Source organism: Erwinia sp. QL-Z3 (assembly GCF_004551645.1).
Classification (GTDB): Bacteria; Pseudomonadota; Gammaproteobacteria; order Enterobacterales; family Enterobacteriaceae; genus Erwinia; species Erwinia billingiae.
The window spans coordinates 3,627,649-3,647,380 of the sequence record NZ_CP037950.1 but is presented as its reverse complement, the minus strand read 5'-3'; the positions used below and the strand labels follow the sequence as shown (position 1 = coordinate 3,647,380).

The 19,732-nt window shown below is 58.8% G+C and carries 18 protein-coding genes; 10 read left to right on the top strand and 8 right to left on the bottom strand.

Going from position 1 to position 19,732, the window contains the following annotated elements; translation table 11 throughout:
- Positions 1–79: 79 nt before the first annotated feature.
- Entirely contained in the window at positions 80–1,966 is a 1,887-nt protein-coding gene (locus E2F51_RS17590) for a sigma-54-dependent Fis family transcriptional regulator (protein WP_134824078.1), read from the top strand.
- Between the two features lie 94 nt (positions 1,967–2,060).
- On the top strand, positions 2,061–3,008 hold the full coding sequence (locus E2F51_RS17585) for a sulfonate ABC transporter substrate-binding protein (RefSeq protein ID WP_134824077.1): 948 nt from the start codon (positions 2,061–2,063) through the stop codon (positions 3,006–3,008).
- A 61-nt stretch (positions 3,009–3,069) separates the two neighbouring features.
- Here E2F51_RS17585 and E2F51_RS17580 read toward each other — a convergent pair whose 3' ends face one another.
- The 4 genes from E2F51_RS17580 to E2F51_RS17565 all read right to left on the bottom strand — a co-directional run bounded on the left by E2F51_RS17580 (position 3,070) and on the right by E2F51_RS17565 (position 6,806).
- On the bottom strand, positions 3,070–4,113 hold the full coding sequence (locus tag E2F51_RS17580) for a PLP-dependent cysteine synthase family protein (protein WP_209215568.1): 1,044 nt from the start codon (positions 4,111–4,113) through the stop codon (positions 3,070–3,072).
- A 176-nt stretch (positions 4,114–4,289) separates the two neighbouring features.
- Positions 4,290–5,102, bottom strand: a complete 813-nt coding sequence (locus E2F51_RS17575) for a MetQ/NlpA family ABC transporter substrate-binding protein (protein WP_013202087.1) — start codon at positions 5,100–5,102, stop codon at positions 4,290–4,292.
- 17 nt (positions 5,103–5,119) lie between these two features.
- On the bottom strand, positions 5,120–5,788 hold the full coding sequence (locus E2F51_RS17570; RefSeq protein ID WP_134824075.1) for a methionine ABC transporter permease: 669 nt from the start codon (positions 5,786–5,788) through the stop codon (positions 5,120–5,122).
- On the bottom strand, positions 5,781–6,806 hold the full coding sequence (locus tag E2F51_RS17565) for a methionine ABC transporter ATP-binding protein (RefSeq protein WP_013202085.1): 1,026 nt from the start codon (positions 6,804–6,806) through the stop codon (positions 5,781–5,783). The genes E2F51_RS17570 and E2F51_RS17565 overlap by 8 nt, the downstream gene beginning before the upstream one ends.
- Before the next feature lie 841 nt (positions 6,807–7,647).
- Here E2F51_RS17565 and E2F51_RS17560 point away from each other — a divergent pair.
- From E2F51_RS17560 to E2F51_RS17525, 8 genes are read left to right on the top strand one after another with little or no spacing between them, the layout of a single operon-like run.
- Positions 7,648–9,288, top strand: coding sequence for a TIGR04028 family ABC transporter substrate-binding protein (locus tag E2F51_RS17560; RefSeq protein WP_134824074.1), 1,641 nt, complete (start codon positions 7,648–7,650; stop codon positions 9,286–9,288).
- Between the two features lie 10 nt (positions 9,289–9,298).
- Complete coding sequence (locus tag E2F51_RS17555; RefSeq protein ID WP_013202081.1) at positions 9,299–10,243, top strand: ABC transporter permease; 945 nt, start codon at positions 9,299–9,301, stop codon at positions 10,241–10,243.
- The gene (locus tag E2F51_RS17550; protein WP_013202080.1) at positions 10,240–11,091 is read left to right on the top strand and encodes an ABC transporter permease; all 852 of its coding nucleotides are present in this window, start codon (positions 10,240–10,242) and stop codon (positions 11,089–11,091) included. The genes E2F51_RS17555 and E2F51_RS17550 overlap by 4 nt, the downstream gene beginning before the upstream one ends.
- Positions 11,088–12,710, top strand: coding sequence for an ABC transporter ATP-binding protein (locus tag E2F51_RS17545; protein ID WP_134824073.1), 1,623 nt, complete (start codon positions 11,088–11,090; stop codon positions 12,708–12,710). Before E2F51_RS17550 ends, E2F51_RS17545 begins: the two co-directional genes overlap by 4 nt.
- Positions 12,707–13,708 (top strand): putative FMN-dependent luciferase-like monooxygenase, encoded by a 1,002-nt coding sequence (locus tag E2F51_RS17540; RefSeq protein WP_013202078.1) that lies wholly within the window; start codon positions 12,707–12,709, stop codon positions 13,706–13,708. Before E2F51_RS17545 ends, E2F51_RS17540 begins: the two co-directional genes overlap by 4 nt.
- Positions 13,709–13,720: 12 nt before the next feature.
- The gene (locus E2F51_RS17535; RefSeq protein ID WP_134824072.1) at positions 13,721–14,821 is read left to right on the top strand and encodes an alkylhydroperoxidase domain protein; all 1,101 of its coding nucleotides are present in this window, start codon (positions 13,721–13,723) and stop codon (positions 14,819–14,821) included.
- A gap of 8 nt (positions 14,822–14,829) precedes the next feature.
- Positions 14,830–15,969: an amidohydrolase gene (locus tag E2F51_RS17530; protein WP_134824071.1), complete on the top strand. Its 1,140-nt coding sequence runs from the start codon at positions 14,830–14,832 to the stop codon at positions 15,967–15,969.
- Between the two features lie 19 nt (positions 15,970–15,988).
- A complete protein-coding gene (locus E2F51_RS17525) occupies positions 15,989–16,837 on the top strand; it encodes a VOC family protein (protein WP_013202075.1) in 849 nt (282 codons plus the stop codon).
- 2 nt (positions 16,838–16,839) lie between these two features.
- On the opposite strand, the gene E2F51_RS17520 is transcribed toward E2F51_RS17525, so the two are convergent.
- The 4 genes from E2F51_RS17520 to E2F51_RS17505 form a co-directional block, all read right to left on the bottom strand.
- A complete protein-coding gene (locus tag E2F51_RS17520) occupies positions 16,840–17,109 on the bottom strand; it encodes a barstar family protein (RefSeq protein ID WP_134824070.1) in 270 nt (89 codons plus the stop codon).
- Position 17,110: 1 nt separating this feature from the next.
- Positions 17,111–17,584 carry a ribonuclease domain-containing protein gene (locus E2F51_RS17515; protein ID WP_013202073.1) on the bottom strand — a complete coding sequence of 158 codons (474 nt, stop codon included), beginning with the start codon at positions 17,582–17,584 and terminating at the stop codon, positions 17,111–17,113.
- A gap of 33 nt (positions 17,585–17,617) precedes the next feature.
- Positions 17,618–18,538 (bottom strand): sugar ABC transporter substrate-binding protein, encoded by a 921-nt coding sequence (locus tag E2F51_RS17510; RefSeq protein ID WP_053143335.1) that lies wholly within the window; start codon positions 18,536–18,538, stop codon positions 17,618–17,620.
- A 142-nt stretch (positions 18,539–18,680) separates the two neighbouring features.
- Positions 18,681–19,634 carry an AEC family transporter gene (locus E2F51_RS17505; RefSeq protein WP_134824069.1) on the bottom strand — a complete coding sequence of 318 codons (954 nt, stop codon included), beginning with the start codon at positions 19,632–19,634 and terminating at the stop codon, positions 18,681–18,683.
- Positions 19,635–19,732: the final 98 nt, after the last annotated feature.

The following is a 19,732-nucleotide window of genomic DNA, read 5'->3' as shown; positions in this document are numbered from 1 at the left end:
CAAACCGGCCGGTCACCCCCTCGTTATCGCCCGCGTCTGAAGGTATGGTTTCCGTTCCGCTTAATGTGAGGGATCCCCGATGCAAACCCACGGCCCGGTGTTAATTGATCCTGCTTCTATTGCCTTCCAGAGCGTTCTGGACCGCCTGGCGCCGACCGACGCCACGGTGCTGATCGTCGGGGAAACCGGCACCGGCAAAGAGGTGGTGGCGCGCTATCTGCATCATCACAGCCCGCGACGCGACCGGCCGTTCCTGGCGGTTAACTGCGGTGCGCTGACCGAAAGCCTCGCCGAATCCGAACTGTTCGGTCATGAGAAAGGCGCCTTTACCGGCGCGGCAGATCGTCATCAGGGCTGGTTTGAAGCGGCGGAAGGCGGCACGCTGCTGCTGGATGAAATCGGCGAGCTGAGCCTGCCGTTGCAGGTGAAGCTGCTGCGGGTGTTGCAGGAGCGCGAAGTGACGCGGGTGGGATCGCGTCGCCCGGTAAAGGTCAACGTTCGGGTGGTGGCGGCCACCCATGTGGATCTGGCGCATGCCATTCGTGAACGTCGTTTCCGTGAAGACCTCTATTACCGGCTAAATGTCGCGGCGGTGGCGCTGCCGCCGTTACGCCAGCGGCGGGAAGATATTCCGCTGCTGGCCGATCACTTTTTAACGCTGTATGCCCGGCGGCTGGGCCGTCCGCAGCTGCGCCTCAGTGAGGAAGCGCTGGGCACGCTAATGGATTATGCCTGGCCGGGCAATATCCGCGAGCTGGAAAACACCCTGCACAATGCGGTGCTGTTGAGCAGAGAGCCGCTGATTACGCCGCAGCAGCTGCGGCTCAGCGCCGCCAATCTGACCTCGCTGCCCCATGATGACGATTCGCTGGATGCGTTCTTACGCCAGCAGCTGGTGGAAAATGACAGCCCGCTTTATCAGCGGGTGCTGGATTCGCTGGTGCGCAATGCCTTTGAACTGAGCCAGGGCAACCAGCTGCAAACTGCCACCCTGTTGGGCATCAGCCGCAATACTCTACGCACCCATCTTGGCCATCTGGGCCTGATTAAAGCCCGCCGCAGTGTGGCCGGCGCGACAGGCAAAACCCCGAACGAATCGGGCAGCAGCGAGCGCGAACTGCGGATTGGTTACCAGAAGTTTGGCAATCTGGGGATTTTGAAAGTGCGGCAGACGCTGGAAACGCAGTTTGCCGATCATGGCGTCAGCGTGCTGTGGAGCGAGTTCCCCGCCGGTCCGCAGTTGCTGCACGCGCTGACCAACGGTGAGATCGATTTTGGCACCACCGGCGAGGTGCCGCCGCTGTTCGCCCAGGCCAGCAACAGTCCGCTGCTGTATGTCGCCTGGGAACCCGCCGCGCCGCAAAGCGTGGCGCTGCTGGTGGCGCACGACAGCCCGGTGCAGACGCCGGCCGATTTACGCGGCAAGCGCATCGCGGTGAATAAAGGCTCCAACGTCCATTACCTGTTGCTGCAAATTCTTGATGAGGCGGGCCTGACGCTGGACGACGTGCGCGTGGTCTATGCCCCGCCGAAATATCCGCTGACCCCCAGCGATCATCATGCGGTCGATGCCTGGATGATGTGGGACCCGCTGCTGAGCGATGCCGAACACGGCGAGCAGCTGCGGGTGATCGCCAACGGCGTTGGCCGGGTGAACAACCATCAGTTCTATCTGGCGCATCGCGACTTTGTCGGGCATTCCGCCGATTTGCTGGACACGCTGATGTCGGCCCTGGAACACACCGGACAGTATATCGAGGCACACCGCGATGAGGCCGCCGCGCTGCTCTCCGCCGAGCTCGGGCTGTCCACCGCGTCCCTCGGCCATGCGCTGGCGCGCCGCAGCCATCAGCCCCGGCGCATGGATTTGACCATTATTCGCCAGCAGCAGGCGATTGCGGATCGCTTCTACGCCCTTGGCCTGCTTTCCCGCGCGATCAAGGTGCGTGAGGCGGTCTGGCCATAATTTTTTCAGCTAAGCAAAGCAATTTTACTCGTTAAGCCGTTTTCGCGCGGTTTGCTATGTTGCTGAAACACCACTTAAAACACTGGGATTAAAGATGAAAAAAATCGTATTGAGCGGCCTGATTGCCGCCGCACTCAGCGCCTCGGCGTTTAATGCCATGGCAGAAACGGCTCCTAAGCAGGTCACTATCGGTTTCCAGAAAGCCAATATTTTTGCGCTGCTGAAGTATCGCGGCACGCTGGATACTGAATTCAAAAAACAGGGCATCGCGGTGAAGTGGGTCGAATTTCCGGCCGGCCCGCAGATGCTGGAAGGGCTGAACGTCGGCAGTATCGATCTGGCCGCCACCGGCGATGCGCCACCGACCTTCGCCCAGGCGGCGCAGGCCGACCTGGTGTATCTGGCGCACTCGCCCGCTAATCCCAAAACCGAAGCGATTGTGGTACCGGAAAACTCAGACATCAAAACCGTGGCCGATCTGAAAGGCAAACGCGTGGCGCTGAATAAAGGCTCCGACGTTAACTATCTGCTGGTCAGCGCGCTGGAAAATGCCGGATTAAGCTACAAGGACGTGAAGGCCATTTACCTGCCGCCTGCCGATGCGCGTGCCGCCTTCCAGCGTGGCGCGGTCGATGCCTGGGTGATTTGGGATCCCTACTACGCGGAAGTGGAAACCAATGCCAAAGCCCGTTTGATCAAAAATGCCGAAGGGCTGGTGCCGCATTACACCTTCTATCTCTCCAGCCGTAAGTTTGCCGATACCTATCCGCAGACCGCCAAACAGGTGGTCGATCAGCTCGGCACGCTGAGCGACTGGGCCAACAAAAACCCGGAAGAGGCAGCCAAAATACTGTCAACGTCGACCGGTTTGCCGCAGCCGATCTGGCAGCGGGCGATTGCCAGAATGCCGTTTGGCGCAGAGCGAATGACGCCGGAAGTGTTTAAGGAACAGCAGGCGCTGGCAGATAAGTTTACCCAGATTGGCCTGCTGCCGGTGAAGGTTAACGTTGCCAGCGCAACCTGGTCGCTGGATAAGAAATAATGTTGATGTAATGGCAAAAAGGGCAATCAGCTGATTGCCCTTTTTTATGGGCTGGGGTGACTCAGGCGATCGCTTCCGCCTGGCGATTCAGCGCGGCCGCCTGCAGCTGTTCAACGCTGAGGGCGGGATCGAACAGGCCGGTGGAGAGGTAGGTCAGGCCGCTGTCCGCGAGGATCGCCACAATCCGCTTGCCGGCATATTCCGGCCGCCGGGCAACCTCGCGCGCGGCATACAGCACCGCACCCGAGGACTCACCCACCAGGATGCCATCCGACAAGGCGACTTCCCTCGCCGTCTGCACCGCCTGCCAGCTCTCCACCGCAATCGCTTCATCGCACAAACCGCGATCGAGCGTCAGTGGCACCCGCTCCGGGGGCACCTCGCTGAAGGCATGCACGCCGGTGATCTCGCGGGTGTCCGGGTTGTCCTTGTCCGGGATGCTGAAGCGGCCGGGCTCGACGGCGATCAGTGTGATCTGCGGGTTAAGCTGCTTAAGATAGCGTCCCGCCCCTGACAGCGTGCCGCCGGTGCCGACGGACGCGATCAGCACGTCAACCTGCCCTCCGGCCTGTTGCCAGATTTCCGGCCCGGTATTGTGGAAATGGGCCTGCGGATTGGCCGGGTTTTCCAACTGGCAGGTGAAGCAGATATTCGGCTCTTTCAGGATCACGTTATCGGCCAGCCAGCGGGCGGCAGCCACAAAGTCGCCGTCACTCGCTTCGATCACCTTGTCGAAGCCGGGCACCGCGCTAAACGGGATGATTTCCGCACCAAAGGCGTTGAGGATGGCAAAACGTTCGGCGCTAAGTTTGTCATGCAGATAGACGCGAAACTTATAGCCTTTGGCCGCGGCAATCGCGGCCAGGCCAATGCCGGTATTGCCGCTGGTGGTGTCGACCAGCGTCATGCCCGGCCTGAGCTTGCCGCTGCGCTCCGCCGCTTCGATCATCGCCAGCGCGGTGCGATCTTTGATGCTGTGATTGGGATTAAAATATTCCAGCTTGGCGACCAGATCGGCAGTCAGTTGATGCTGTTGGGAAAAGCGGGTGAGGCGTAATAGCGGGGTCTGACCTACCAGTTCGGTAATGCCATTATGTATTGTCATCATGCGCTCCAGTCAGGCGGGTTAAGCAATCTACTGGCAAATATTCCGCTTATCGTCTGAAAGGTAAATTAAGAAATAGCGCAAAGGTTTCCAGAGAAATAACTAAGTCCGCCAAGCATAACGCCTCGATGTGAAAAAGGCCGGTTTCCCGGCCTTTGCATAAACAAAACCTGGAATCAGTTATTCACCGGAATAACGGCACCTTTATATTTGGTGCGGATCCAGTCCTGAATTTGTTTCGAATGCAGCACGGTGACCAGCGCTTTTATATCCGGCTTGTTTTCATCGCCACGGTGCACGGTGATGATATTGGCGTACGGGTTATTTTCACCGCTTTCAACGGCAATCGGATCTTTTACCGGATTAAGGCCAGCATCAATGGCGTAGTTGGCGTTAATCACCACCGCATCGCCTTCGTCATTGTTGTACATCTGCGGCAGCAGCGCGCCTTCGACGTTAGCAATAAACTGCAGGTGTTTTGGGTTCTCAACCACGTCGCTGATGCGCGCGTCCACTTTGCTGACGCCAGGCTTCAGCTTAATCACGCCTGCCTTCTCAAAGATTGACAGGATACGGCCCTCTTCCGCCACCGCATCACGCATGATCACTTTGCCGTTCTGTGGCAGATCCTTCAGCGATTTGTATTTCTTCGAGTAAATGCCAATGGGCTCGATATGGATTGCGCCAGCGCTGACAAAATCATAGGTCTTGTCGTCGGCATGGTCTTTCAGCACGCTGTTCAGATACGGCACGTGCTGGAAGTAGTTAGCGTCGATATCACGGCTGGCCAGCGCGGTATTTGGCAGGATGTAGTCCTGGAAAGGTTTGATTTCCAGATCGATGCCCTGCTTCGCCAGGATTGGCTTGGCCTGCTCCAGAATTTCAGCATGCGGTACGTTGGACGCGCCAACGGTCAGCGTATCAGCCCATGCGCTCAGACTCATCGCAGCCAGAGTGGCAGCAGCCAGCAGTGTCAGTGTTTTTTTCACAGTAAATCCCCTAAAAGTTAACGTTTATCGAGCCGTGTGGTCACGAGATCACCTACGAACTGGATGATAAAAACAATCACCAGAATCATTGCCGTCGCCACCAGCGTCACATCGCCGTGGTTACGTTGAAAACCTTCCAGATACGCCAGATTGCCGAGGCCACCTGCGCCAATCACCCCGGCCATCGCGCTGTAACTGACCAGCGCAATCAGCGTAACGGTGATGCCCGACACCAGGGCTGGCGAGGATTCCGCCAGCAGCACGCGGAAAATCAAGGTGCTGATGCGCGCGCCCATCGAACGCGAGGCTTCAATCACCCCTTTATCAACTTCGCGCAGGCCGATTTCCACCAGCCGCGCGTAGAACGGCGCCGCCCCGACAATCAGCGCCGGCAGGGCCGCATCCGCGCCCAAAATGGTGCCGATCAGCTTTTTGGTGAACGGGATCAGCAGCACAATCAGAATGATGAACGGGATCGAGCGGAAGACGTTGACCAGCACCGAGATCAGCGCATAGATCGCCCGGTTCTGGAACAGGCCGCCGCGCGCGGTCAGGAACAGCGCCAGCCCGAGTACAATTCCCAGCACAAAGGTCGCCACGCCGGAAATCGCGGTCATATACAGGGTTTCGCCGGTCGCAGCCCACAGCTGGTCCAGTTTCAAATGCGGAAAGAGGGACTCAATCATTGGCGACCACCTCGGTTGTAATGCCATGCGCGTGCAGGTCCTGCAGAATGTTCTCCAACTGGCTGCGGTTTGCGTTGACCTGTAACCACAGTTCGCCAAAGGTGCCGTTGCTGGTTTGCGTCATCTTGCCGTGCAGGATGTTGAACGGCAGAGCATATTTCAGCGTCAGTTCGCCGACAATCGGCTGGCGGGTGCTCTGACCGATAAAGGTCAGCTTCAGCACGCTGCCGCCCGTCTCATCAACCAGCTCAGCATTGAACGGCGTGTCTGCGCGGCTGTACTCGCTGGTTTGTTTAACGAACTGGCGGGTGATCGGCTGTTGCGGATGGGTAAAGACCGACAGCACCTCGCCCTCTTCGACGATGCGACCGTCTTCCATCACCGCCACGCGATGGCAGATTTTGCGCACCACGTGCATCTCGTGGGTGATCAGCACGATGGTCAGCTTCAGCTTGCGGTTGATATCCAGCAGCAGATCGAGGATGGCATCGGTGGTTTGCGGATCGAGCGCCGAAGTGGCTTCGTCACACAGCAGCACTTCGGGATTGTTGGCCAGCGCGCGGGCAATGCCGACACGCTGCTTCTGCCCGCCGCTGAGGTTGGCCGGATAGGTCGACTCTTTGCCGGTCAGCCCCACCAGCTCAATCAGCTCTTTGACCCGCGTCTGGATCGCCGCTTTCGGCGCGCCGGCAATTTGCAGCGAAAAAGCGATGTTTTCGCTGACGGTGCGCGACCACAGCAAATTAAAGTGCTGGAACACCATGCTGATTTTCAGCCGCGCCGCGCGCAAAGCTTCGCCTTTTGCCTGGGCAATATCCTGCCCGGCAATGGTCACGCTGCCCGACGTGGGTTTTTCCAGCCCGTTAAGCAGACGGATCAGCGTACTTTTTCCCGCGCCGCTGTAGCCAATAATGCCGTAGATCTGCCCCTGTTCAACCTGAAGGCTGACATCGTCGACGGCCCTGATCGGACCCGCCGTGCCTTTGAAGGTCTTGAATACGTTGCGTAAAACTATCATCTGTTGCCTGTCTGTCTGCGTCGATTGAATCGCTTATTAAATGAACTGATTGTTTTTGCTGCATTATTGATAAAACTTATGACACGGGATAGTAGGCAGAGCCGATATGACTGGAAAGGACTTAAACGGAATGTCTTATAGCTAAAATGAATATGTCGTTACGGCGTCTGGATAGTGCGCGTTATTCAGGTCAAACCCGCTCGGGTGGTATGGCGTCAGCATAGTGCGCATTATTCAGGTCAAACCCGCTCGGGTGGTACGGCGGCAGCATAGTGCGCATTATCCGGGGCGCCGTGAATCCATCCCTGGAGGCTTGGCTGCCGCATCCCTGCGGCATACACCCGGCTAATGCGCACTATGCCGCCACCCTAAAACACTGGAGCCGTTGATGGGATTGGTGGACGCGCAGGTCAAAATCAAATGGGTTTTAGGGGGCTCCCGAGGTGAATTTCAGAGGTGAACTCAGAGGATTTTGACGTGTGCGTCCACAATCAACCCTACGACACTGAAGCCTGAGGGAAGGGAGAGAGGGGGGAAAAGCAAAGCATCGGCGACAGGGATGTCGCCGCTGAGCCCCCAGGGATGGGTTTACGGCGTCTTTGCGTTCACCCCTCTCTCCCTGACCCTGCCACCGAAACATACAGACGATTTCCACTCAGTATATTCGGGCTGAAGCAGTCTTTGTGCAGCTTCAGCCCACAATAAGACTGCCGTACCGTCAATCCCGCCTATATTCGCCTGCCGATTAACCTTAGATGATTTCCTTGGTTCACCCCGCTCCTGCTAAGGCCTGATATTTAACGTCACTTCCCTGAAAATATTGACGTTAAAGGATCCCACTATGCCACACACTTTCCGCCCTGAGGCGCTGGCTCGTCCGCTGGCTTTAAGCATTGCCCTTGCCCTGTTTGGTGGAAACGCCGTTGCGGCGGATTCGCCGGTTAAAGGCGGCACGCTGATTTATCTGGAGCAGCAGGCGCACACAAACCTGTATCCCCCGGCGGGCGGTTTTTACCCTAACGGCGGCATCCTGAATCAGATTACCGACAAGTTGACCTGGCAAAATCCGGAAACCCTCAAGGTTGAACCCTGGATTGCCCAGAGCTGGACAACTAACGCCGATAAAACCGAATACACCTTCAAACTCCATCCCGGCGTGACCTTCTCCGACGGCACGCCGCTGGATGCCAATGCGGTCGCCAAGAACTTCGACACCTACGGATTGGGTAATAAAGCCCTGCGCCTGCCGGTTTCAGAAGTGATTAACAATTATGATCATAGCGAAGTGGTCGATCCGCTGACCGTGAAGTTCTATTTCAAAAAATCGTCCCCCGGCTTCCTGCAAGGCACCGCCACCATCGGTTCAGGACTGGTGTCACTCAGCACCCTGGCGCGCAGCTTCGATCAGCTGGGCGATGCCCGCCATATCATCGGCTCCGGCCCGTTTGTGGTCAGCGATGAGAAGCTGGGTCGTGAGGTCGATCTGGTCGCCCGTAAGGATTACCAGTGGGGACCGGCAAACATCTCTCAGCAAGGCCCGGCGAACCTCGACGGCATCAAGATTATTGTGACGCCTGAGGATAGCGTGCGCATCGGCGCGTTGCTGGCCGGTCAGGCGGATTTCATCCGCCAGGTGCAGGCCTACGACGAGAAGCAGGCTAAAGAGCAAAACTTCCCGATTTATGCCGCACCCACCCGTGGCGTCAACGACAGCCTGAGCTTCCGTCCTGATAACCCGCTGGTCAGCGATCTGCGCGTGCGTCAGGCCCTGCTGACTGCCACCAACTCGAAGCAGGTGGTGGAAACGCTGTTCTCCCCTAACTATCCGCAGGCCACTTCGGTGATTGCTACCACCGCCGCAGGCTACGTCAACCTTGCCGACAAGCTGACCTTCGATCAGGCGAAAGCCAAAAGCTTGCTGGATGAAGCGGGCTGGAAACCGGGCGCCAACGGCATCCGCGAGAAAGACGGCAAGTCGCTATCACTGACCGTTTACGAGTCCCTGCCGCAGCCACAGAACAAAGAGGTGCTGCAGCTGATTGCTCAGCAGTGGCGTCAGGTCGGTGTGGAACTGAAAGTGAAGGCGGGTGATGCAGGCAGCAAAACGCTGGACAGCCTTGACCCGCTGAAAACGCCGTTGAACGTCACCGAAGTGGGCCGTGCCGATCCGGACGTGATCAAAAGTAGCTTCTATCCGGCCAACCGCGATGCGCTGCTGCAAAAAGGCGGATCGAGTGACAAGGTGAAAAGCTTCCGGGATGACAAGCTGAATCAGCTGCTGGTGAATATTTCTGCCGAGATCGCCCCTGCCAAACGTCTGCAGCTGACCGGCGATGTGCAACGCTACCTGCTGGAGCAGGCTTACGTGATCCCGATTTTCGAAGAGCCGCAGGTGTTTGCCGGCGCGCCATGGCTTAAGGGCGTGAAGTTCGAAGCGGTCGGCCGTCCTGCGCTGTACAGCGCCTGGCTTGAAAAGCATTAAGGAGATCTGAATGCGCCATTATCTGCTGTATCGGGTTGGGCATGGGGTGCTGGTGCTGTGGGCAGCGTTTACGCTCTCCTTTGTGCTGCTGCAGGTACTGCCCGGCGATGCGATCCTGATTAAGTTTCAGAACCCGGATTTGGGGCTGAGCCCGCAACAGATCGCCGAGATGCGGCAGGCCTATGGCGCAGACAGTCCGTTGTGGCAGCAGTATCTGCATACCCTCGGCGCGATGCTGCAAGGCGATTTTGGCTATTCGGTGCAGGCCGGCGTGCCGGTCAGCGAACAGTTGCAGAGTAATCTGCCAGAGACGCTGCGCCTGGCCGGCTGCGGTTTTGTGCTGGCGGTGGTGCTGGCATTTGTGCTGGCCGCGTTGTCGCGCATTCCGGCGCTACGGGGCTTGCGAAACCTGCTGCAATCGGTGCCGGTGCTGTTTATCTCCATCCCGACCTTCTGGCTGGGTATCGCGTTAATTCAGTTGTTCTCTTTCCAGTTGCGCTGGATACCGGTGATCAACCCTTCCCCGCTACAGGGCCTGATTCTGCCGGTGATCACCGTGGCAATCCCGATTTCCGCCCCGCTGGCGCAAATCCTGTTACGCAGCATCGACGAGGTGGCAACCCGGCCGTTTGTGGCGGTGGTTCGCGCCAAAGGCGCCAGCGAAAGCTGGGTGTTGTGGCGGCACGTGCTGCGTAACGCCATGCTACCGGTGCTGACCGTGGCCGGACTGCTGCTGGGCGAGCTGATCGCCGGTGCGTTGATCACCGAAACGGTGTTTGGTTTGGGTGGCCTTGGCCAGTTAACGCAACAGGCGGTGAATAATCAGGATGTCGCGGTATTACAGGCGGTGGTGATGATTTCGGCGCTGGGCTTTGTGCTGATTAACATGCTGGTCGATCTGTTAATGCCGCTGTTCGATCCCCGTCTGCAAACCGTGACCAGAGGTGCCGTATGAGCCTTGTTGATTTTGCCACCGCGCGGCAAAAGCCCACGCCAACCCGTCAGGCCTGGAATGTTCAGCCCGGTCTGTGGCTGGCGTGGTTAGTGATGCTGCTGGCGGCCATCGCCGCGCTGTTTCCCGCTTTACTGACGCCATACAGCGCGGTCGAAGGGATTGCCGGCGCGCAGCGTCTGGCCCCGCAGGCCGGACACTGGCTGGGAACCGATCAGCTGGGTCGTGACGTTTTTGCCCGCATTGTCTATGGCGCGTCGCACTCGTTGTCCGCCGCGCTGCTGGCGGTGGCCATGGGCGGGATTTTTGGCACCGCGCTGGGCGTGCTGGCCGGTGCGGTAGGCGGTAAAACCGAGTCGGTAGCGATGCGCGCGGTTGATGTGCTGCTGTCGATACCCTCGCTGCTGCTGTCGTTAAGCGTGCTGATCCTGCTGGGCTTTGGCACCCTTAACGCGGCAACGGCGGTGGGGATTGCCTCTATCGCCAGCTTTGCCCGCCTGGCGCGCGGTGAAGTGGTGCGCATTCGCCACAGTGATTACGTCGAGGCGGCGTTTGGCAGCGGCGGACGCTTTTTGTCAGTGCTGTGGCGCCATATTTTACCCAACGCGCTGGCCCCGGTCATTGCCTATGGCGCGCTACAGTTTGGTCAGGCGATCCTCGCCCTTTCTACCCTGAGTTTCCTCGGCTACGGCACCCCGCCGCCGGCCCCGGAATGGGGATTGCTGATCGCCGAAGGCCGCAACTATCTGGCCACCGCCTGGTGGCTGACCACCTTCCCCGGTCTGGTGGTGGTGTTCGTGGTGCTGGCGGCCAACCGCATCAGCCAGCAACTTTCAGGAGGCCGGAAATGAGTTCGCAACCCGAGTTACTGCTCAACGTTGAGCAACTGAGCCTGAGCTATCGCACTGGCGCAGCCTGGAAAGAGGTGGTGCATCAGGTCAGTTTCCAGCTTAACAAAGGGGAAATGGTGGCGCTGGTCGGCGAATCCGGCTCCGGTAAAACCACCACCGCGCAGGCGATTATTGGCCTGCTGGCGGAAAATGGCCGTCGCGACGGGGGTCGTATCCTGTTGAACGGCGAAGATATCAGCCAGTGGTCGTCGCGACGGATGGACAGCGTTCGCGGCGCGCGTATCAGCCTGGTGCCGCAGGATCCGGGCAACTCGCTTAATCCGGTGAAAACCATTGGCGATCAGGTGGAGGAGATTTTACGTCTGCATCGCGTCTCTGACCGCGCCGGACGCAAACAGCAGGCGATCGAGCTGCTGACCCGCGTCGGGCTCAGCCATCCAGAGCAGCGCGTTAACCAGTATCCTCATCAGCTGTCAGGCGGCATGAAACAGCGCGTGCTGATTGCCATCGCCCTGGCGCTGAAACCGGACATTATTATTGCCGACGAGCCGACCAGCGCGCTGGATGTCACCGTACAGAAGCGCATTCTCGACCTGCTGGATCATTTACGCCGTGAGTCCGGCACCGCCGTGCTGTTTGTCACCCATGACCTGGCGCTGGCCGCCGAGCGCGCCGACCGCATTATTGTGTTCCGCAATGGTGAGATTCAGGAACAGGGCGCGACCTCGCAGGTGATCGGTGCGCCAAAACAGGCTTATACCCGCCAGTTGCTTGCCGATGCCCTGCCGCGTCCGCGCCAACCTGACCCCGCCAGCCCGCGTTCATTCTCGACTCCGGCGATTCAGGCCTCGCGCATCAGCAAGGGTTTCGCGCTGGGGAAAAGCCAACGGTTACAGGCGCTGAACGAGGTCAGTTTTGCCGTGGCCCGTGGCACCACCCACGCTATCGTCGGCGAGTCGGGTTCGGGCAAAACCACGCTGGCGAGGATCCTGCTGGGATTTGAGTCGTCGGACGCTGGCCGCATAACCCTCGACGGTATCGTGGTCAACGGCCTGCAGGGCGAATCATTACGCCAGCTGCGACGCCGCATCCAGTTTGTTTACCAAAACCCGTTCGCGTCACTCGATCCGCGGCAAACGCTGTTTCGCATTATTGAAGAGCCGCTGCTGAATTTTGACCGGCTCAGCCGCGACGAACGCCGCCAGCGGGTGGAAGCGGTGACGCAGAAGGTGGCGCTGCCGCTCGATATCCTGTCGCGCAGCGCGCGGGAACTCTCCGGCGGCCAACGTCAACGCGTGGCGCTGGCCCGGGCGCTGATCCTGCAACCGTCGATTCTGGTGCTGGATGAAGCCACCTCGGCGCTCGACGTCACGGTGCAGGCGCAGATCCTCGCCCTGCTGCAACAGTTGCAGGCAGAACAGGGCCTGACCTACCTGTTTATTACCCACGATTTGGCTACCGTGCAGCAGATTGCTGACACCCTGACCGTGCTGAAGGCCGGTGAAGTGGTGGAATCTGGTGACGTTGTCACGATTTATAAGGCACCGCAACACGCTTATACCCGCGAGCTGCTGGCCGCGATCCCTGTTTATTCCCCGCCGGTTAAGGAGTTTTCATGACCGCTAAACGTATCGGCTTTTTCACCCGCCTGCTGGATAAGGTCCCGGCCAGCGCGCGCTACCGCCTGGCCACCGAGCAGATCCAGCACGCTGAGCGGCTGGGATTCGACAGTGCCTGGATAGCCCAGCACCATTTCCATGAAAACGAAGGCGGTTTGCCTTCGCCGCTGCTGTTTCTGGCGCATGTTGCGGCCCATACCCAGCGCATCCGTCTGGGTACGGCGATTATCACGCTGCCGATGGAAAATGCCCTGCGCGTGGCGGAAGATGCCGCAGTGCTGGATTTGCTGGCCGAAGGTCGACTGGAGATTGGACTGGGTTCCGGCGGCACACCAACCTCGTTCCTGCCGTTTGGCCTGACCTTCGAACAACGCGGTGCGGTGTTTGGAGAACATCTGCACACGCTGCTCAGTGCCTGGCGTGGCGACTCGCTCAGCCATCCCGATAATCACCTGTATCCCCCGGCGCCGCAGCTGGCGGACCGCGTGTGGATTGCCACCTTCTCGGTGGAAGGCGCAGTACGCGCGGCGAAAAGTGGGCATGGACTGATGCTGTCACGCACCCAGCCTCGCCCGGCTGACCAGCCCAATCTGCCGCTGGATGCGCTGCAAAACCCGATGATCGATGCCTATCTCGACGCCCTTCCGGCCGGCGTTGAGCCGAGGATCCTCGCGTCCCGCACCGCCTTTGTTGCCGACTCCGATCACTACGCCCGCAAGCTGGCAGAGCCGGGTATTCGTGCCCAGGTCACCCAGTTTGTGGCCTCCGGTCAGCCGCTGCGCGGCGACAGTTTTGACGACTATTTACGCCAGGTTGACGCCCATGTCGGCAACGTGGAACGGGTCACCGCATCGCTGTTGCAGGACAGCGTGCTGCCCCGCGTCACCGATATCTCTTTCCAGGTTCATTCGGTTGAACCGCCGCACGCCGACACGTTGCGCTCTGTTGAGCTGATTGCTGAGCACATTGCGCCACTGCTAAGAACCCTGAAACCTTAACCGGAGATGATGATGACCACTGCAACGGATTTACTGGCTTCGCTGGCGGATATCGCGCCGGATTCTGAGCTTGCCCAGGCCCGCAACACGCGGGAAGCGGCAACCCGCCACGCGCAAGGCAGCTATGAGGTGATCTTTAGCCAGCAGGATGCCGATTTCCCGCTGGCTGAACGTTTCGCCCTGGCGGCACGGGTGGCGGAATGGAATGCGCAGCCCACTTTACAGGCGCATTACCAGCCGCAGGCTGGCGCACTGGATAACAGCCCCCGTCATGAGCTGGCGTTAGCCTGGGCGCACCGTCTGACCTTCGAGCCGGTCAGCGCCACGCCTGAACATCTGCAGGCCTTACAGGCGGCGGGCTGGACCGCGCGCGGCATCGTGACACTGTCACAGTTAGTGGCCTTTATTAACTTCCAGAGTCGCCTGCTGGCCGGCTTACAGCTGTTGCAGGGCCACGCCTCAACCGCCACCGCACTGCCGGTGGTGGCAGGTGTCTGGCATCAGGCGGCCACCACCGCCAGTGGCAAAACCGCGCTGACCGCCTTCACCCAGCAGGACCTCGGCTGGGAACCCTGGCTGGCCGCCAAACCGCTGACGGAATTCACGGATGAAGAGAAACAGGTGCTGGCGAAGTTTGGTCATAGCGACTCCGATTATTTCCGCCTGCTGGCGCGGAATTTACCGGTGCTGGAACAGCGCACGCTGACGGATAAAGGCATTTTCTTCACCTCCGGCGGCCTGCCACGCGCCGACCGCGAACTGGCGGCTGCGGTGGTCAGTAAGGTTAACGGCTGCATCTTCTGCGCCTCGGTACACGCCCGCAAAGCCAGCCAGCTGTCGAAAGATTTCGATTCGGTCGAAAAACTGATTGGCGTCGCCCCCGGCGGCAAGCTGTCCGCAGGCCAGTCCGCGCGTTGGGCGGCCATTATCGATTTCTCCGCTGCCCTGTCCGTGACGCCGCAACAGGCCACGCTGGGACAGATTGTCGCGTTGCAGCAGCAGGGTCTGGATACCCTGGCGCTGCTGGATGTGATCCAGTCCAGCGCCTTTTTCGCCTGGGCCAACCGTCTGATGCTGACGCTGGGCGAACCCTTTATCCCTTCTGACGTATAAGGAGCCGTATGACTTCGTTACCCTCCAGCCAACTGGTGCAATGGCGCCGTGAGTTGCATCAATATCCGGAGCTGTCGAATCAGGAATTCGCCACCACGGAACGGATTACCGCGTGGCTGAAGCAAGGCAATATCCGCCTGCTGCCGTACGATCTGAAAACCGGCGTGGTGGCTGAAATCGGCCAGGGCGAACCGCTGATTGCCCTCCGGGCCGATATTGATGCGCTGCCGATTGATGAAGCGGTGAATCATCCCTGGACGTCGACCCATGCCGGCGTGATGCACGCCTGCGGCCATGATATCCATACCTCGGTGATGCTCGGCGTGGCGCATCAGCTTAAGCAGCAGGAAGCCGAACTGACGGGCCGGGTGCGCATCCTGTTTCAGCCGGCGGAAGAGACCTTTAACGGCGCGCAACAGCTGATCGATGCTGGCGTGCTGGACGGCGTTCAGGCAATTTTTGGTATGCATAACGCGCCCGATTTGCCGCTGAACAGCTTTAAAACCCGCGCCGGTCCGTTTTATGCCAACGTCGACCGCTTTGTGATCCGCCTTGAGGGCAAAGGTGCGCACGCCGCACGGCCACATGAAGGCATTGATTCAATCGTGATTGCCAGCCAGATCGTCACCGCACTGCAAACCTTGCCGAGCCGGACGTTCAGCTCGCTGGAGTCGGTGGTGGTCAGCGTAACGCGCTTCACCGCCGGCAACACCTGGAACGTGCTGCCACAAAGCGTCGAGCTGGAAGGCACGGTGCGCACGCACAATGCGGCTATCCGCGCGGCAATACCTGAAAAGATCACGGCGTTGATTAAGGGCATTGCCGGCGGCTTTGGCGCCAAAGCCGAGCTGGAGTGGATTGAAGGTCCGCCTGCGCTGGTGAATACGCCGGAATGGGCGGAGTTTGCGCTCGATCTGGCCAGCGAGGCCGGCTTTAAGGCGGAAGCCGCCGCGACGCCACAGATGGGCGGCGAGGACTTTGCCTTCTATCTGCACCATGTGCCGGGGGTGTTTGTCAGCATCGGCAGCGCAAGTGAGTTTGGCCTGCATCATCCAGGCTTTGATCCTGATGAAGCGATCATTGATTCCTCCGTCCGCTATTTTACCCAGCTGGTTCCTCGCGCCTTAGCGCGGGTGGCGGCGAAATAATAAAAAAAGGAGCACCATTATGCCTGTCCCTACCCCTAAGGCGGTTCTTGATCATGTGGTGATTAACGTCGCCGACCAGTTAGATGCTGCCAGCGCGCTGTACCGCAGGTTGGGTTTTCAGCTGACCGAACGTGGCCATCATTCTCTTGGCTCCAGTAATCATCTGGCAATTTTTGGTGAAAATTACCTTGAGCTGCTCGGCTATGAGAAAGGTAAAAAGAGCAGCCGCGCCGATCTCTGGCAGGCGTCTCCGGGCCTCAGTGGCCTGGTGTGGAAAACGGAAGATGCCGATCAGGATTATAAGCATCTGTTACGTCAGGATTTAGACGGCGATGAGCCCGCCTCTTTCCACCGTCCGGTGACCCTGCCGGACGGCACGGTGACTGAAGCGAAGTTCCGCACCGTCCGGGTTCGTCCGTCGCTGATCGCCGATGGCCGCAGCTTTTTCTGTCAGCATTTAACTCCGGAAGCGGTGTGGCAGCCCGCGTGGCAACAGCACCCGAACGGCGTGAAAAACATCAGCGAGTTTGTGATTGTGGCCAGAGATCCGGCCTCGGTTGCCTCGCTGTACAGCCGCCTGTTTGGCACCAACAGCCTGAGAGCCTGTCAGGAAGGCGCCTTTTTGCTGACCGCCGGCGTGACCAGCGTGCGCTTTGCGACGGAAGATTACGTCAGGTCGCGCTTCCACGCGCTGCCGGATAACTATGATGGCTCGGCACGCATGGCGGCGTTGAGTTTTCAGACTGAGGATCTGGCGAAGGTCAGAGCGGCACTGCATCAGGGCGATCTGCAGTTTAGCGAGGCAGAGGACGCGATTGTGGTCTTGCCGCAGCAGGGCTTTGATGTCGCCCTGCGCTTCCATCAATAGCATCAGCGAATGCGCAGGCTGAATTTTCCCCCGGAAGCCTCTTCCGCTTCCCGCAGCACGGCAATCACGCCGTCAAACTGCTGAGGATCGGCATGCGCGGTCAGATGACGTAGCGTTACGCGCGCCGGTAGTGCGATCATGCCGGTTAGCGCATCCCATAATGCATCCAGATTGTTGCCGAAGGCCATGTCAATGGCGAACTTGTGGCAGAACTGACGGTAAAAGTCTGTTACGTCGGCGATATACTCAAAGTCGAAGCTGACCGTGTTCATCTCAGTACACCTGTTCAACGTTGCGGTAATGGTCCTTGGTCACGTAAATCAACCCGTCGCTGGAGTACAGCATGCGGTCGCTTCCCCGGCGGCCGCAGTCATAATTTACGTCCGCTTCAAACCAATGTCTTCCCTGCTTTTCCGGCAGCACTTTTTCCCGGTTGGAGAAGCGATCGCCACCGATTGCCCGGCCTGGCAGGCTCTGGCACAGATTGCCCCGCGACGGTTCCCAGCCCTGTTTTCGGGCTTCACCCTTGGTCAGGTAATAGGCAGGAAGGCGCTGATGCTGGTGCAGATAGTCGGCCACCCGCTGCTGTTGCGTGAGCGTGCTGATATCGCTGCTGCTGTTGGTCGCGGAGGCGGTTGAGGTGTGCGCCGCCTGCTGACGATCGGCAGGCGGTTTGGACGGGTGGCGTAAGCCGGCGGCGGTGGCCACAATGGCGAGGATCGCCGCAATGATCAGTTTTTTATTCATCGCCGGAGTTTACCGCGACGGCAGATTTAGCGTCTATTCCTTATCAACGTATTTTTGTAACGTGGCCGGGGTGACCAGCTCAAACGGGATCCAGTAATACGGGTCGAGCTTTTCGCCTTTAATCATCTTCTGCGCCACATCCACCGCTGCTTTGCCCTGGCCAATCGCATCCTGGAAAACGGTCACCTGCATTTTGCCCGAGGACATGGCTTTCAGACCGTCCGGCGTGGCATCAATGCCGCCAATCAGGATTTTACTGTCTTTCTTGCCGGCCTGTTGCAGGCCCATAATCGCGCCAATCGCCATTTCATCATTGTTGGCGGCCACGATGTCGATCTCTTCACCGTTAGTCATCCAGTTGAGCATCAGATCCATCCCCTCATTGCGGGAATAGTTGGCGGTTTGCTTCTGTACCACGCTCATTTTCGGGTACTTGGCGACCACCTGCTCCACGTCTTTGGTGCGCTGAATGGCACCCGCATCGGTCAGGTTGCCGATCATGATGCCCACTTTGCCCTGATAGTTTGCCAGACGCGCCAGCTCTTCCATCTGCAGGGTGCCGGATTGCTTCTCATCAGAACCAACAAACACCACGCCGCTCGGCAGTTTGATATCGCCAGGCGTACGGTTGACGTAAACCAGCGGAATTTTGGCGGCGGTCACCAGTTTGGTCATCGCCGGAGTGCCGGCCGAGTTGACCGGATCGACGATGATGGCATCAACGCCGGCGCTGATAAAACTTTGCACCTGATCGGTCTGCCGGCCGACGTCGCCGCGCGCATCTTCAAACTGCACGGTGATGCCACGGGCTTTGGCCTCTTTATCAATCGACTGGCGGATGATGGTCAGGAAGTTCTGGTCGAAATAGGCCATTGAAACGCCGATGGTTTCCGCCAGCACGCTGGTTGAACAGCTCAGTGAGGCGACGAGCAGCAGGGCTTTGTAGGTTTTCATTCTTCTTCTCCGGAGGTAAGGATCGGTCCGTTTCGCCGTGCTTATAAACGAAACAAAATTACCGATAAAAGAAGATAATGAAATAAACGTACTTACCGCAAGCGTCTCGCGTCAGTTCCGCCAGCTGGCTCACACTTCCTCGTCAGGCAAGGTCCATTAGCATTAGCAGCAGCGGCGTGGTCACCGCGGAGAAAACCGTCGACAGCAGCATGCTGGTGGCGGCCGGGCCAGTTAAGGCATTGAATTGTTGGGACATTAAATAGACGTTGATGCCGACTGACATCGACCCTAACAGCACCACCACTTTGCTTTCCAGCGGCGGCAGGCCCAACAGTACCGCCAGGCCCCAAATCACCAGCGGCTGGACAATCAGCTTCAGCAGGCAAATCGCATAACTCTCTCTCAGGCCCTCCTTCACTTTGTAGGCGGCCAGACTCATCCCTAACGCCACCAGCGCCAGCGGCACGGCGATGGTGCCCAGCATGCTCACCGGTTTATCAATCATCTGCGGCAGCGGGATGCCGGTCAGGCTGAACAAGGTGCCGGAAAGAATGGCGATAATCAGCGGATTTTTCAGCACGCTGATCGCGGTTTTGCCAAACCCTTTCAGATTAAGCGCGCCGTGCTTGACCCACTCGACGGACACCGTGGCCAGCGTCCATAAAATCAGGCCGTTAAATACCAGCACCAGCGCCACCGACGGGATCGCCTTTTCGCCCAGCATCACCGTGGCAATCGGCAAGCCCAGCATCACGTTATTGGAGAAGATGCCGCCCAGCGCAAATACCGACCCTGAAATGCCATCCAGCTTGAAGAGCCGGCTGGCCATCACTCTGCCGAGAACAAAAACGATCAGGCAGCTGCCAAAGAAAGCGATCAGTAAGCGGGCATCGACCGGCGGGCTTTGACCAAAATCGCTCATCAGCCGGAATAACATCGCCGGAAGCGCAATTTTAAACACCACGCGGTTTAGCGCTTCGGTAATGCTGTCGGGCCATTTTCGCCAGCGAACCAGCATCCAGCCTAAGGCAATAAGGATAAATAACGGCATGGAAAGCAGGATTTGGTGCAGCAGAGTGTGCAAAAGCGCGGGCATGGCGGGCTCAACTGTCAGTCGTTTTCCCTACCATAAGATCGATGTGATGTGGCGTAAAGCCTTGATAGTGGCGACGGTGGGAAAAAGGCAGTGCGGGC